12 protein-coding genes are annotated in these 13598 nt (G+C 68.8%); 10 read left to right on the forward strand and 2 right to left on the reverse strand.

Annotated features, from left to right (window positions below; all coding sequences use genetic code 11):
- From tatC to ACLM5J_RS18375, 4 genes are read left to right on the forward strand one after another with little or no spacing between them, the layout of a single operon-like run.
- Positions 1-843 (forward strand): twin-arginine translocase subunit TatC, encoded by an 843-nt coding sequence (tatC, locus tag ACLM5J_RS18360; protein WP_413658048.1) that lies wholly within the window; start codon positions 1-3, stop codon positions 841-843.
- The gene (locus ACLM5J_RS18365; protein WP_413658050.1) at positions 840-1250 is read left to right on the forward strand and encodes a hypothetical protein; all 411 of its coding nucleotides are present in this window, start codon (positions 840-842) and stop codon (positions 1248-1250) included. Before tatC ends, ACLM5J_RS18365 begins: the two co-directional genes overlap by 4 nt.
- Positions 1234-2112 (forward strand): diacylglycerol kinase, encoded by an 879-nt coding sequence (locus tag ACLM5J_RS18370; RefSeq protein WP_413658052.1) that lies wholly within the window; start codon positions 1234-1236, stop codon positions 2110-2112. Before ACLM5J_RS18365 ends, ACLM5J_RS18370 begins: the two co-directional genes overlap by 17 nt.
- Positions 2109-4874: a DEAD/DEAH box helicase gene (locus ACLM5J_RS18375; protein ID WP_413658054.1), complete on the forward strand. Its 2766-nt coding sequence runs from the start codon at positions 2109-2111 to the stop codon at positions 4872-4874. Before ACLM5J_RS18370 ends, ACLM5J_RS18375 begins: the two co-directional genes overlap by 4 nt.
- 7 nt (positions 4875-4881) lie before the next feature.
- Here the strand turns inward: ACLM5J_RS18375 and ACLM5J_RS18380 are convergent, their stop codons facing one another.
- The gene (locus tag ACLM5J_RS18380) at positions 4882-5814 is read right to left on the reverse strand and encodes a 5'-3' exonuclease (protein ID WP_413658056.1); all 933 of its coding nucleotides are present in this window, start codon (positions 5812-5814) and stop codon (positions 4882-4884) included.
- A 49-nt stretch (positions 5815-5863) separates the two neighbouring features.
- Between ACLM5J_RS18380 and ACLM5J_RS18385 the strand changes: the two genes are divergently transcribed.
- Positions 5864-6328: an Lrp/AsnC family transcriptional regulator gene (locus ACLM5J_RS18385; RefSeq protein WP_413658058.1), complete on the forward strand. Its 465-nt coding sequence runs from the start codon at positions 5864-5866 to the stop codon at positions 6326-6328.
- 52 nt (positions 6329-6380) lie between these two features.
- Here the strand turns inward: ACLM5J_RS18385 and ACLM5J_RS18390 are convergent, their stop codons facing one another.
- Positions 6381-7832, reverse strand: a complete 1452-nt coding sequence (locus tag ACLM5J_RS18390; RefSeq protein ID WP_413658060.1) for a KamA family radical SAM protein — start codon at positions 7830-7832, stop codon at positions 6381-6383.
- A 130-nt stretch (positions 7833-7962) separates the two neighbouring features.
- Between ACLM5J_RS18390 and ACLM5J_RS18395 the strand changes: the two genes are divergently transcribed.
- The 5 genes from ACLM5J_RS18395 to lnt all read left to right on the forward strand — a co-directional run bounded on the left by ACLM5J_RS18395 (position 7963) and on the right by lnt (position 13597).
- Positions 7963-9027, forward strand: a complete 1065-nt coding sequence (locus tag ACLM5J_RS18395) for an L-erythro-3,5-diaminohexanoate dehydrogenase (RefSeq protein WP_413658061.1) — start codon at positions 7963-7965, stop codon at positions 9025-9027.
- Positions 9027-10580, forward strand: coding sequence for a lysine 5,6-aminomutase subunit alpha TIM-barrel domain-containing protein (locus ACLM5J_RS18400; RefSeq protein ID WP_413658062.1), 1554 nt, complete (start codon positions 9027-9029; stop codon positions 10578-10580). The genes ACLM5J_RS18395 and ACLM5J_RS18400 overlap by 1 nt, the downstream gene beginning before the upstream one ends.
- Positions 10577-11305, forward strand: a complete 729-nt coding sequence (locus ACLM5J_RS18405; RefSeq protein WP_413658063.1) for an OAM dimerization domain-containing protein — start codon at positions 10577-10579, stop codon at positions 11303-11305. Before ACLM5J_RS18400 ends, ACLM5J_RS18405 begins: the two co-directional genes overlap by 4 nt.
- Positions 11305-11688 carry a hotdog domain-containing protein gene (locus ACLM5J_RS18410; protein ID WP_413658065.1) on the forward strand — a complete coding sequence of 128 codons (384 nt, stop codon included), beginning with the start codon at positions 11305-11307 and terminating at the stop codon, positions 11686-11688. Before ACLM5J_RS18405 ends, ACLM5J_RS18410 begins: the two co-directional genes overlap by 1 nt.
- 406 nt (positions 11689-12094) lie before the next feature.
- Entirely contained in the window at positions 12095-13597 is a 1503-nt protein-coding gene (gene lnt / locus ACLM5J_RS18415) for an apolipoprotein N-acyltransferase (protein ID WP_413658066.1), read from the forward strand.
- The last annotated feature ends 1 nt before the right edge of the window (position 13598 follow it).

The raw sequence follows: 13598 nt of genomic DNA on the forward strand, positions 1-13598 counted from the left end.
GTGTCCCTCGCCGGCGTCGTGGGCTTGTTCCGCGGCAAACCGAAGCACGCCATCGGCAGCGACGGCAAGATGGCCCTCGGCGACCATTTCCGGGAGCTCCGCGCCCGCCTGATGCGCTCCCTGCTGGTCTTCGTGCTGCTCTTCTTCGGCGCGCTCTTCTTCTACAACGAACTTCTGGAACTGGTCCTCAACCCGTACAACCATGCGCGGGAGGTGCTGCAGGCAGACGTCAGCACGGAGGCCTACGTCAAGGGCGCCACCGGACCGCTGATGCTGCAGCTCAAGCTCTGCGGGATCGCGGCGTTGGTGCTGGCCAGTCCCTACTGGCTCTACCAGATCTGGGGCTTCCTGGTACCGGGCCTGACCGCCCGCGAGAAGCGCTGGTCCCGGGTCTTCGCCGCGGTGGCCGGCCCGCTCTTCCTCGGCGGCGTCGCCCTGGGCTACTACGTCCTGCCCAAGGGGCTCGAGGTACTGCTCAGCTTCACCCCGGACGGGATGCAGAACCTCGTCGAGTTCGGGGAGTACTTCTCCTTCTTCACCCGGATGCTGCTGGTCTTCGGTATCGCGATGGAGATCCCGCTCTTCGTGATCATGTTGAACCTCGCCGGGATCATCACCGGCAAGCAGATCGGCGCCTACCGACCGTGGATCATCGTCGGCACCTTCATCTTCGCCGCCGTCGCGACGCCGTCCACCGATCCGTTCGCGATGTCGATCCTGGCCGGTGTGATGACCGCGCTCTTCCTGATCTCGGAGGTCGTCGCGCGGGTCCTGGACCGCTGGCGCGGCCGCCGCTCCGCGGGCACCGACCAATGGGCTGACGACGAGATCTCGACGCTGTGACACCCGTCGACGCCTTCGACCTGCCGGACTGGCTGGGCACGGACGAGGTCACCTGGTCGGCGTTGAGTACCGACCGTGGCGGCCACCGGGTCCGCGGCACGCTGACGGCGTCGGGTCAGGTCCTCGACTGCGACCTACTGGCGGTGGATCAGGCGTGGCCGCACCCGGTCGCCGACGAAGCGTTGCGGCAACAGGTCCACACCGCTTGGCGCGCAGGGGAGATCGTGGTCGCCGAGGACGACGAGGGTCGCCTCCTGGTGCTCAGTCCGGGCATCGCCTTCGGGCCGGCCGATGCCTTGGAGTCGATCCGGCGTTTCGCCCGCGCCGTTGCCGCACCACCGCAGCGCTACTCCGTGGCGCTGCGGCTCGACGCGTGGACGAGGGGGAGTAGTGCCGATCGCGGGTGAGGTGGCGGTCCTGGTCAACCCGACCGCAGGCAAGGGGCGCGCCGCTCAGTTGGCCCCCGGCATCTTCGCCCGGTTCGAGGCCGCAGGGCTCCAGGTCCGCAAGCTGGTCGGTCGTGACGGTGACGATGCCGAACAGCTGGCCCGCGCCGCAGTCCGGGACGGCGTCAGCGCGCTGGTCGCCGTCGGCGGCGATGGGTTGGCCCATCTGGCCACGCAGGCGGTCGCGGAGACCGAGACCCCGCTCGGGATCATCCCGGTGGGGACCGGCAACGACATCGCCCGGTATCTGGCTCTGCCACGTACCGACCTGGCCGCAGCTGTCGACGTGATCGTGGCCGGGCGCACCCGGACCCTCGACCTGGCCCGTTCCGGCTCGCGCTACTTCGTCACGGTGCTCGCGGCCGGCTTCGACGCGATCGTCAACGAACGCGCCAACGCGATGCGATGGCCGCGGGGGCAGATGCGCTACAACCTCGCTACGGTCGCGGAGCTGCGCAGCTTCGAACCGCTGCCCTATGTGCTGGAACTCGACGGGGAACGGGTGGAGACCCGAGCCACGCTGGTCGCGGTCGGGAACGGGAGTTCGTTCGGTGGCGGGCTCCGGATCACCGAAGGCGCCCGGCTGGACGACGGCCTGCTCGACGTGGTGGTGATCGAGCCGTTGAGCCGCCTGGAGTTGATCCGGTCCTACCCGCGGCTCTTCGACGGTTCCCTGACCACCCACCCTGCCTATCGGCGGTACCGCGTCGCGAAGGCGACCATCGCCGCCCCCGGCATCGTCAGCTACGCCGATGGCGAGCGGTTCGGTGCCTTGCCTCTTACCGTGGAAGCGGTGCCCCAAGCCTTGAAGGTGATCGCATGAGTGACTCCCCGTCCGAGAGCTACGCCCGGTTCCGCAGTGACCGGGCCTACCCGGTGCTCACCGACTTCCGTGCGCTCTACTCCTTCGAGCTCGACGAGTTCCAGCTCCGTGCCTGCCGCGAGGTCGAGGCGGGCAAGGGAGTTCTGGTCGCCGCACCGACCGGAAGCGGCAAGACGATCGTCGGCGAGTTCGCGATCCACCTCGCGTTGGCCACGGGCCGCAAGGCGTTCTACACCACGCCGATCAAGGCACTGAGCAACCAGAAGTTCGCGGATCTGGTGAAGCGCTACGGCGCCGACCAGGTCGGCTTGTTGACCGGTGACAACACGATCAACGGCGAGGCACCGATCGTGGTGATGACCACCGAGGTGCTGCGCAACATGCTCTACGCGGGCTCGCGGACCCTGGACGGTCTCGGCTTCGTGGTGATGGATGAGGTGCACTACCTCGCCGACCGGATGCGCGGCGCGGTCTGGGAGGAAGTGATCATCCACCTCCCGGAGAGCGTCTCCGTGGTCTCCCTGTCGGCGACCGTCTCCAACGCCGAGGAGTTCGGCGAGTGGCTGAACACCGTGCGCGGCGAGGTGGTCACCATCGTCGAGGAACGGCGTCCGGTTCCGCTCTTCCAGCACGTGATGGTCGGCCGCCGTCTCTTCGACCTCTTCGGTGACGGCGACGAACAGACCAAGGCCGGATTCGTGCAGGAGGGCGCCACCGTCAATCCGCAGCTGCTGCGGGTGGCGCGTGACGACTTCGCCTCCAAGCGGTTCAACGACCGCCGCGACAAGAAGGGGAACCGGGGCCGCGGCGCGCAGCCGCAGGGCCGTCGGTTGCCGATGGCGTCGCGCTACGACGTGGTCAGCCGGCTCCAGGCCGACGGTCTGCTACCCGCGATCTACTTCATCTTCAGCCGGGTGGGCTGTGACGCCGCGGTCAGCCAGTGCCTGAACTCCAACCTGCGGCTCACCACCGACGACGAGGCTCGCGAGATCCGGGCGTTCGTCACCGACAAGTGCGCCCATCTGCCGGACGAGGACCTGCAGGTGCTCGGCTACCACGAGTTCCTCGACGGCCTCCAGCGTGGCATCGCGGCGCACCATGCCGGGATGTTGCCCACCTTCAAGGAGTGTGTCGAGGAGCTGTTCCTGCGCGGGCTCTGCCGCGTGGTCTTCGCCACCGAGACACTGGCACTGGGCATCAACATGCCGGCCCGGACCGTGGTGCTGGAGAAGCTGACCAAGTGGAACGGCGAGGGCCACGTCGACATCACACCGGGGGAGTACACCCAGCTCACCGGCCGCGCCGGACGCCGTGGACTCGACGTCGAGGGTCACGGGGTCGTGCTCTGGCAGCAGGGGATGAACCCCAAGGAGCTGGCCGGTCTGGCCTCCACCCGCACCTATCCGCTGCGCTCCTCGTTCCGGCCGTCGTACAACATGGCGATCAACCTGGTCACCCAGTACGGGCGAAGCCGTTCGCGGGAGCTGCTGGAGACGTCGTTCGCCCAGTTCCAGGCCGACCGCGCCGTCGTCGGGATGGCTCGCCAGCTGCGCAAGGCCGAGGACGCCCTGGTGGGCTACAGCGAGTCGGCCACCTGCCACCTCGGCGACTTCATGGAGTACGCGGCGCTCCGTCGCCGGATCTCCGACATCGAGAAGGAGGGCGCGAGGTCGCGCCGTCAGGACCAGCGCGCCGAAGCGGCGGCCTCCCTGGCCAAGCTCCGGATCGGTGACGTGATCCGGGTGCCGTCCGGCAAGTACGCCGGCCTCGCTGTCGTTCTCGACCCGGGCCTCGCCGGAGCTGAAGCCCGCCCGTACGTGTTGACGGCCGAGCGGCACGCCAAGCGGCTCGGCGCCCTCGACTTCCCGACACCGGTCGAGGCGCTGGAGCACCTGCGGGTGCCGAAGAACTTCAACGGTCGCAACCCGCAGATGCGCCGCGATCTGGCAGCGGCCCTGCGGGAGAAGGGCCGGAACCTTCCGGTCACCAACCGGAGCCGGCGCGGCCCTCGGAGCGGGCTGGACCCGATCGACGCCGAGATCACCGAGCTACGCAACCAACTGCGTGCCCACCCGTGCCACGGGTGCGCCGAGCGCGAGGACCACGACCGGTGGGCGCAGCGTTGGTACAAGCTGAACCGCGACACCGAGGTCCTCAAGCGGCGCGTCGAGAACCGGACCAACACCATCGCCCGCCAGTTCGACCGGGTCTGCGAGGTGCTTGACGCCCTCGAGTACCTGGACGGCGACGAGGTCACCGAACGCGGTGCACCGCTGCGCCGCCTCTACTCCGACTTCGACCTCGTCGCGGCGGAGGCGATCCGGGGCGAGTACTGGGACCACCTCGACCCCTCCGAGCTGGCTGCGGTGCTCTCCGCGCTGGTCTTCGAGGCCCGGCGCCCCGACGACGCCCGCTCGCCGCGCCTGCCCGGTACCCGGGTCCGGGAGTCGCTCCAGGACCTGGTCAAGCTCTGGGCTCAACTGGAGGCGCTGGAGAAGGAGCACCGGCTCTCGTTCCTGCGCGAACCCGACCTGGGCTTCGCCTGGGCGGCGTTCCGTTGGGCCGAGGGCGACGACCTCGACGACGTGCTGAACGTCGTCGACCTGTCGGCCGGCGACTTCGTCCGTTGGATGAAGCAGCTGATCGACCTCTGCGGTCAGGTGGCCGACGCCGCCGGGGATTCGCCGTTGCGGCGTACCGCCCGGAAGGCGACGGAGAAGCTACGCCGCGGGGTCGTGGCGTACTCCTCCGTCTCCTCCTGAGGTCCGTTCAGCGTTCGGCGGCCAGCGCCTCGATCAGCCGGGTCGCCGAGGTGCTGAGCGCGAGCCGCTCGTCGAGCTCGGCGAACGCCTCGGGGTTGCGGGGCGTCTTGGGCAGACTCAGGTCGAGCTCGCCGAGGTCAAGGTCACGACGGACCGCGACCACGGTCGGGGCCACGGCCAGGTAGTCGGCGGAGGCAAGGACGTTGCGCCGCGGCGCCGGGCCCATCTCGGCGTTCGGGTCCGCGGCGGCTGCCACGATCCCGTCGAGGTCGCCGAACCGGCCGAGCAGGGTGGCCGCCGTCTTCTCGCCGACACCCTTGACGCCCGGCAGGCCGTCGGAGGCGTCGCCGCGGAGCGTGGCGAAGTCGGCGTACTGGTTGGCGTGCACCCCGTACTTGGCCATCACCCAGGCGTCGTCGACCTTGTCGTGCTTGCCGACCCCGCGGGCGGTGTAGAGGACCCGGACCTGAGCCGCGTCGTCGACCAACTGGAACAGGTCGCGGTCCCCGGTGACGACGTCGACCGGCATTCCGGCGTCGGTGGCCAGCGTGCCGATCACGTCATCGGCCTCCATCTCCGGGTGACCGACGACTGCGATACCGACGGCATCGAGCACGGCCCTGATGAACGGCACCTGGAGTTGCAGCGGGTCCGGCACCTCCTCGACGTCGGGGGCGGTGCCGGGGCGCTCTTCGATGACGCGGTGGGACTTGTAGGAGGGGAGGAGGTCGACGCGCCACTGCGGGCGCCAGTCGTCGTCCCAGCAGCAGGCGATGTGGGTGGGTTGGTATTCGGTGACCAACCGGGAGATGAAGTCCATCAGCCCGCGGACCGCGTTGACGGGCATCCCGTCAGGGGCCCGCATCGAGTCGGGCACGCCGAAGAAGGCGCGGAAGTAGAGGCTGGCCGTGTCGAGGAGTAGCAACCGCTGTGTGCTCACAATGCCCAGTTTGTCAGGTGCTGGTGTGGTGAACGACTACCCTGGGGGCGTGGAGCACACGGACCGTCAGATTCTGACCCTGCTCGCCAACGATGGCCGGATGTCGTACACCGACCTCGGCAAGGCGACCGGCTTGTCGACCTCTGCGGTCCACCAGCGGGTGAAGCGGTTGGAGAAGCGCGGCCTGATCAAGGGGTACGGCGCGACTGTCGACCACGAGCAGATGGGCCTCCCGCTGACGGCGTTCGTCTCGATCACGCCGATCGACCCGGGCCAGCCGGACGACTACCCGAAGCGGCTCGAGGACGTCGATGAGATCGAGTCCTGCTGGTCGGTGGCGGGCGCGGAGTCCTACATCCTGAAGGTGCGGGTCGCGATGCCGAGCGACCTCGAAGCACTGCTCGGCCGGATCCGGACCCTGGCGAACGTCGCGACCCGGACCACGATCGTGCTCTCGACCTCGTTCGAGAACCGGCCGGTGCATCGGCCCGCGCCCACCCCCGTCGAGGAGTAGGTCAGCTCCGCTTGTAGGTCAGCATCGCTTGTAGGTCAGCACTGCTTCTACTTCAGCACTGCTGCTGGGTCTGGAGCAGCGAGACCTCGCGTGACGCAGTCGCGTGTGCGGCATGGTCGATCTCGGCGGGTGCGTTCTCCCGCCACCACTGCTGGCCGGCCGCGGGCAGGGTGTGGATCGGATCGAAGTAGGAGTAGGTCCGCCGGAGCGCGGTGGCGTCGTCCATCTCGATCGAGGTCCGGTAGTTCTTCGTCCAGTAGCTGATCCCACGCTCGGTGTCGTAGCTGTCGAGTTGGTGGACCCACCGTTTGCCGACGAAGGGCACGTCGCAGACGATCCGCGGTGTGGCGAATCCGGGGAGGTAGCCCATGATCGCTGCCTGGAGGTCCTGGGCGTGGCGGACCGAGACCCGCCAGTGCTCGGCGAACGGCACCATGTCGCACATGTAGAAGTAGTACGGCGTGATCGAGGCACCGTCGAGCAGGCCGAAGCAGAGGTCGAGCAGACTGTGCGGATCGGTGTTGACGCCGTCCAGGAGGACGCCTTGGTTCCGGACGTCGCGGACGCCGGCCTCCAGCATGGCCCGTGAGGCTTCGGCCACCAGCGGAGTCACCGACTGGGCGTGGTTGGTGTGGGTGTGGATCGCCAGCGACGTGCCGCGGCTCCGGGCAGCGGTGGCGAGGCGTGCCATCCCTTCGCGGACCTCGGTCTGCAGCCAGTGCTGGGGGAGTCCGATCAACGCCTTGGTCGCGAGCCGGATGTCGCGGATGTTCTCGATCTCGATCAGCTCGGCGACGAAGGCCTCGAGGCGTGGCCAGGGCATGTTCGCGACGTCGCCACCGGAGACGACGACGTCGCGCACGCTCGGGGTGGCCCGGAGGTAGTCGAGCATCGAGGTGAGTCGGTCGGTCGGTTTCCCGGTCAGCTTGAGCTTGGTGACGGTCGGCGTCGAGTTGCCGACCAGGTCCATCCGGGTGCAGTGGCCGCAGTACTGAGGGCAGGTCGGGAGGAGTTCGGCGAGCACCTTGGTCGGGTACCGGTGGGTGAGCCCTTCGGCGACCCACATGTCGTGCTCGTGGAGCGAGTCCCGTGACGAGTGCGGGTGCGAGGGCCAGTCGGTACGGCGGTCGCTGAAGACCGGAAGCATGTAGCGCCGGATCGGGTCGGCGTAGAACGCCGCCGTCAACGAGCCCGGCCCGCCGGGGCTGAGCGCGGGCGCCATCGTGTTCATCATCTGCGGAGGTACCAACATCGACATGGTGGCCCGTTCGCGCTGGTCACGCTCGAGGTCGAGGTAGAAGACCTCGTCGACCAGATCGCCGAGGAGCGCCCTGAGCTGGGCGACGGTCTTGATGCAGTGCGCGCGCTGCCACTGCGCCGAGCGCCAATCCGCTTCGGTGACGTCGCGCCAGCCAGGGAAGCGGCGCCAGTCGGGTTCGACGAGCTCGGTCTGACGGTAGGCGTAGGGCTGCGGGGTGGCGGCGGAGGCTGCGGCCAGGCTCATGGTGGTGCTCCTGTAGTGCGGCATGGATGACGCTCAGCTGTTGTGTGCGGCGTCACATTACTGCCAGACTAGAGAAGAACCTGCGGTCTGTCGATCACATGACCGCAAGATTTACGGCAAGGAGACGTATATGCTGGAAGGAAGGCTTCGGTCGGCCGGTCACCCCGTCGACCGGATCGGCACCCATCGGGTGGAGGACGTAGCTCGGGTGTTGCCGCAGGCGGCGCACCGGCTCGACACCGACCCCCTACTGCAACCCGGAGAGACCCGGATCCGGGTCGACCGGCTCAATCTTGACGCCGCCTCCTACCGGCAACTCGCCGAGAAGCATCGTGGCCCATCGGGTGTCGACGGCGACGCGGTCCGCGCCGAGGTGCTCGCGATCATCGCGGAGCGCGGCAAGATGCAGAACCCGATCACCGGATCCGGGGGCATGCTGCTGGGAGTCGTCGAAGAGGTCGGCCCCGAACACGGACTCGGCCTCAGCGTGGGGGAGCCGGTGGCGACGTTGGTCTCGCTCACGCTCACCCCGCTGGTGATCGAGGACGGCCTCAGCCGCTGGGACGGGTTCAGTGAGCAGGTTCCAACCGATGGCTACGCCATCGTCTTCGGTCAGTCGATCGTGGCCAAGGTGCCGAGCGACCTCCCCGCCGAGTTGGCGTTGGCGGTCTTCGATGTCTGCGGCGCACCGGCGCTGACCCGGCGTACCGTCCGGAACGCGGCCGCGGGCTCGGTCGCCGTCGTCGGCGGCGCCGGTAAGAGTGGCTCGATGAGCCTCGCGGCGGCCCGTGATGCCGGCGCGCGACACCTGGTCGCCGTCGTCCCGCACGAGGCCGAGCGGGACGCCCTGGTCGCAACCGGACTGGCCGACGAGGTGGTGATCGCCGACGCCCGGGATCCGCTCGCCATCCGCAACGCGGTGCGACGTGCCGGCGGCCCGGTCGACGTCACCGTCGTCTGTGTCGACGTCCCCGGTTGTGAGGCGGGAGCGATCCTCTCGACGTCGGCGGGCGGCACCGTGATCTTCTTCTCGATGGCGACGTCGTTCGCCACCGCCGCGCTCAGCGCCGAAGGGCTCGCCGCCGACGTCACCATGCTGATCGGCAACGGATACCTGCCGGGGCACGCGGAGTACGCCTTGGACCTGGTCCGGCGCCAACCCGCACTCCGCGCCCACCTGGAACGGCGGATCTGATGCTGGACCTCGATCGCGACCAGGTGGCGGCAGCACGAAAGGCAGCTCGCCGAGTCTGTGAGCCGGTGATCGAACTGGCACGGACCCACACCACCGATTCAGTGGAGCGGGCCACCTTGCGCCTCGCCGGGCTCAGCGGCGCTGACCCGGACGGCGTGCCCTGGGCGAACCACCTCGTCGACGCAGTGCGCGCCGACGTCGGACTGGGAGCGGGGGTCTGCATCCCGGTCTGGGACGCCGTGCTCACCTCGGGAGTCGGTGACCTGCGAGAACTGACCGAGAAGGCGCTGGCCGGATCGATCCGGTTCCGGGTCCCGGACGGCGAGGCCTCCCGCGCTGCCCGCGTCGCGTCTCGGGCCGCGGTGGCCCGCGGCATCGCCGAGATCGACCGGCGGCGGGGTGAACGCGAGGAGTTGATCGCGACCGTCGGGGACGCACCGGCCAAGCCCTGGATCTACCTGATCGTGGCCACCGGCGACATCGAGGAGGACATCCCGCAGGCGCAGGCCGCCGCCCGGGCGGGTGCCGACGTGATCGCGGTGATCCGCTCCACCGGACAGTCGCTCCTGGACTACGTACCCGAGGGCGCCACCCGGGAGGGGTTCGCCGGGACGTACGCGACCCAGGAGAATTTCCGGTTGATGCGGGCCGCGCTGGACGAGACGAGCCGTGAGTTGGGGCGCTACGTCCGACTGACCAACTACGCCTCGGGCCTCTGCATGCCGGAGATCGCCGCGCTGGCCGGGCTGGAACGGCTCGACATGATGCTGAACGACTCGATGTACGGGATCCTGTTCCGCGACATCAACCCGGTCCGCACCTTCGTCGACCAGCGGTTCAGCAGGCAGATCCATGCCCGCGCCGGCATCATCATCAACACCGGTGAGGACAACTACCTCACCACCGCCGACGCGGTCGACGCCGCGCACACGGTGACGGTCAGCCAACTGATCAATGAGTGCCTGGCCAAGGAGGCCGGCCTCGCCGACTGGCAGCTCGGCCTCGGGCACGCCTTCGAGATCGATCCTGCCCTCCCGGACTCCTTCCGGCTGGAGCTCGCCCACGCCATGTTGGCCCGGACGCTCTTCCCTGATGCTCCGTTGAAGTGGATGCCGCCGACCAGGCACATGGACGGCGACGTCTTCCGGGGCTACCTGTTGGACGGATTCTTCAACCTCGCCGGTGCGCTCACCGGCCAAGGCATCCTGCTCGTCGGGATGATGACCGAAGCGGTCGTCACGCCGTGGCTCTCGGACCGCGACCTGGCGCTGCGCAACGTCCGCTATGTACTGAACGCTGCCGGTGGGCTCGCCGAGGACTTCGCGCCACCGGCGGACGGGTTCATCGCCAACCGTGCCCGCACCGTGCTCGGCGAGTCCCAGACGCTCCTTGCCGAGATCGAAGCACGCGCCGACGGTCTCCTGGGCGCGATCGCGGACGGCACCTTCGGGCTGATGCGACGGCCTGCGGACGCCGGCCGCGGACGCGACGGGGTCGCCGTCCGGGCACCGGGCTACTACAACGCCGCCATCGAGATCCTGGACGAATCGTGATCGTTCGACCCTACGGTGACACCACCGGCGACGGGATGGTCCAGGTCAGCTTCACGCTGCCGCTGGCCCACGACAAACTGGCCGAGGGCGCTGCGCTCCAGTTGGCGGCCAAGATGGGTTTCGACCAGGCGCTGCTGGTCCACGCGCATGCGATCGGGCCGAGCTTCACCTTCTTCGTCGTCTATGGCCGGGTCACCCACCTGGTCGACACCGCGCAGGTGCAGGTCCTGGAGCGCGACTACCCCTTGCTCACTCCGGCAGAGGTGAATGCGGAGGTCAAGCGGGCCCTGCGTCGGCGGATGGTGGTGGTGGGTGCCTGCATCGGTACCGATGCTCACACCGTCGGTATCGACGCGATCCTGAACGTGAAGGGGTTCGCCGGCGAGAAGGGGCTGGAGTACTACCGGGAACTCCGGGTGGTCAACCTGGGTGCTCAGGTCTCGGTGCCGCAACTCGTTGCTGCTGCCCGCGCCGAGGGAGCCGATGCGGTTTTGGTCTCCCAGGTGGTGACGCAGCGCGACGCACATCTGCACAACACCGCCGAGATGTCGGCCGCCTTCCGGGAGGCGTTCGCGGCGCATGAGCGGCCCCTGCTGGTGGTCGGTGGACCACGGTTCGACGAGCAAGCGGCGGGCGAACTGGGGGTCGACCGGATCTTCGGACGGGGCACCACCCCCGGCGACGTCGCCAGCTACCTCGTCCATCGGGTCCGGGCGGTGGCGTGATGGCGGCACAGTTGGGACTTCGTGTGGTGCAGCGCCGTTACGTGGACTTCGGCCACGCTCACTACGCGGGCTCGCTGGTGGACGGGGCCTTCGGGCTCGCCCTCTTCGGGGACGTCGCCACCGAGCTCTGCATCGTGGGGGACGGGGACGAAGGACTCTTCGCTTCCTACAGCGCGGTCGAGTTCCGGGCGCCGGTCCGGGCCGGCGACGTCCTCGAGGCGGCCGGTGAGATCGTCCGGGTCGGCAGCCGCTCGCGGGAGATCTACTTCACCCTGCACGTGGTCGCTCGTGGTGCTGGCACGCGTGAACGGCCGGGGGCGGCAGCGTTGCTGCGCCCGCCGTTGCTGGCCACCGAGGCGCGCGGCACAGTGGTCGTCCCGTAACCGGCCCAGACCGGTTCGGCGTGTCGTACCTCGACACGCCGAGACTGCGGAAAATATAGGCCGATTTGGGGATGTCGGAATCCGCCTCTGACCTGCGGCGACCAGCGTTTACGCAGGTCAGAGGCGGGTTGACAACCAACCTCGCGATGCTGAAACGTTCGGCAGGTCCACCCTGGCAGTTCGTCGCGGAGTGGACCGGCGTCCGAGTGGCGATCAGGTCCGGTGAGCACCACACTGGCACCGAGATCGTTCACGGAGGTCGGTTCCGCCGCGCGATGGGTGGACCCGGGAGGGACCCGGGCGCCTTAGACAACTTCCGGCCCGCAACCGCCAGTTGCGCTCCGGTTGGTCCGAAGCCCACGGGCTCCCTCCCGGCCCTGCCAGGAGCCGCCGGTAACCTTGCCGCGTGCGCACGCGATACGCCCTGGCTCCCGTGCTGGGCTTAGCGCTCAGCCTGGCCTTCGAGCCGGTTGCCTTCTTCTGGATCCTGATCCCGGTCCTGGCCGCCTTCTTCTGGCTGCTCCGCGGGGTCCGCGTCCGCCAAGGCGCACTGCTCGGACTTCTCTTCGGAAGCTTCTTCATCTTCGCCAACATCTACTGGATGCGCGCCGTCGCCGACGCCGCCTGGATCGGGCTGGCCGGTGTCCAAACCGCCTACCTCACCTTGGCCGGCGCTACCTTGGCTCGGGTCTCCCGCTGGCGGTTCTGGCCGCTGTGGATGGCGTTGGTCTGGGTGGGTATCGAAGTCGTCCGTGGCGGCTTCCCGTGGAGTGGCTTCACCTGGGGGCGACTCTCCTTCGCCGTCGTCGACACGAGTTATGCCCAACTGCTGCCCTGGATCGGCTCCAACGGCGTGAGCCTGGTCCTCGCCGGCACCAGCGCTGCCGCCGTCTGGTGCGTCGGCAACCGTGTTCGGTTGCGCGCGGTCGGCGCGGTCGCCGTCGTCGCGGCCGCTGTCGTCGTGGTGCCGACGTTCATCGGGCCGCAGTGGGGGAGCGGCGAGGAGGCCCGGATCGCTGTGGTCCAGGGGAACGTACCCGGTGACGGAACCGACGTGGCCGCGTACCACCGCACCGTCACCGCCGACCACGTCACGCTGACCGAGCAGTTGGGTGCCGAGATCGCGGACGGGAGCGTACCGAAGCCCGACTTCGTACTGTGGCCGGAGAACTCGACGGCGGTCGATCCGTTCCGTGATGCTGAGACCCGGGCCGGCATCGACGAGGCCGTCCGGGCTCTCGGCGTCCCGCTGCTGGTCGGCGCGATGGTCGACCATGCCGACGACGACAAGGTGCTCAACCAGGGTGTCGTCTACGACCCGGTGACCGGGGTGGGGGACCGGTACAGCAAGCGGCATCCGGTCCCGTTCGGTGAGTACATCCCGTTGCGGAGCTGGATCCCGGAGGGCTCGAACATCGGCCGTCTCGCCGAGATCCCCCGGGACATGGTGGCCGGAACCAACAAGAAGCCGATCCGGATCGCCGGTCTCGACGTGGTCGATGCGATCTGTTTCGACGTCTCCTACGACGACGTCTTCGTCGACCAGGTACGGCGGGGCGGGGAACTGGTGGTGGTGCAGACCTCGAACGCGATGTTCATCCACACCAGCCAGATCGATCAGCAGTTCGCGATCACCCGGCTCCGCGCGATCGAGACAGGTCGCGCGGTCGCGGTGGCGGCGATCAACGGGCGTAGCGGCATCATCGGACCGGATGGCGAGGTGATCGCCGACATCGACACCCGTACCGCCGGGGTCATCTCGGCGACGGTCCCCTTGGCGAACGGAACCCCGCCGTCGATGTACGTCGGCCCCTGGCTCGGCCGGCTCAGCGCCACCGCGCTCGGTGGCGCGCTGTTGGTTGGCCTGTTGTCGTATCGTCGAGCACATCGGAATGTGAAGAAGGGGTAGG

The organism is Nocardioides sp. Bht2, from assembly GCF_047308515.1.
Classification (GTDB): domain Bacteria; phylum Actinomycetota; class Actinomycetes; order Propionibacteriales; family Nocardioidaceae; genus Nocardioides.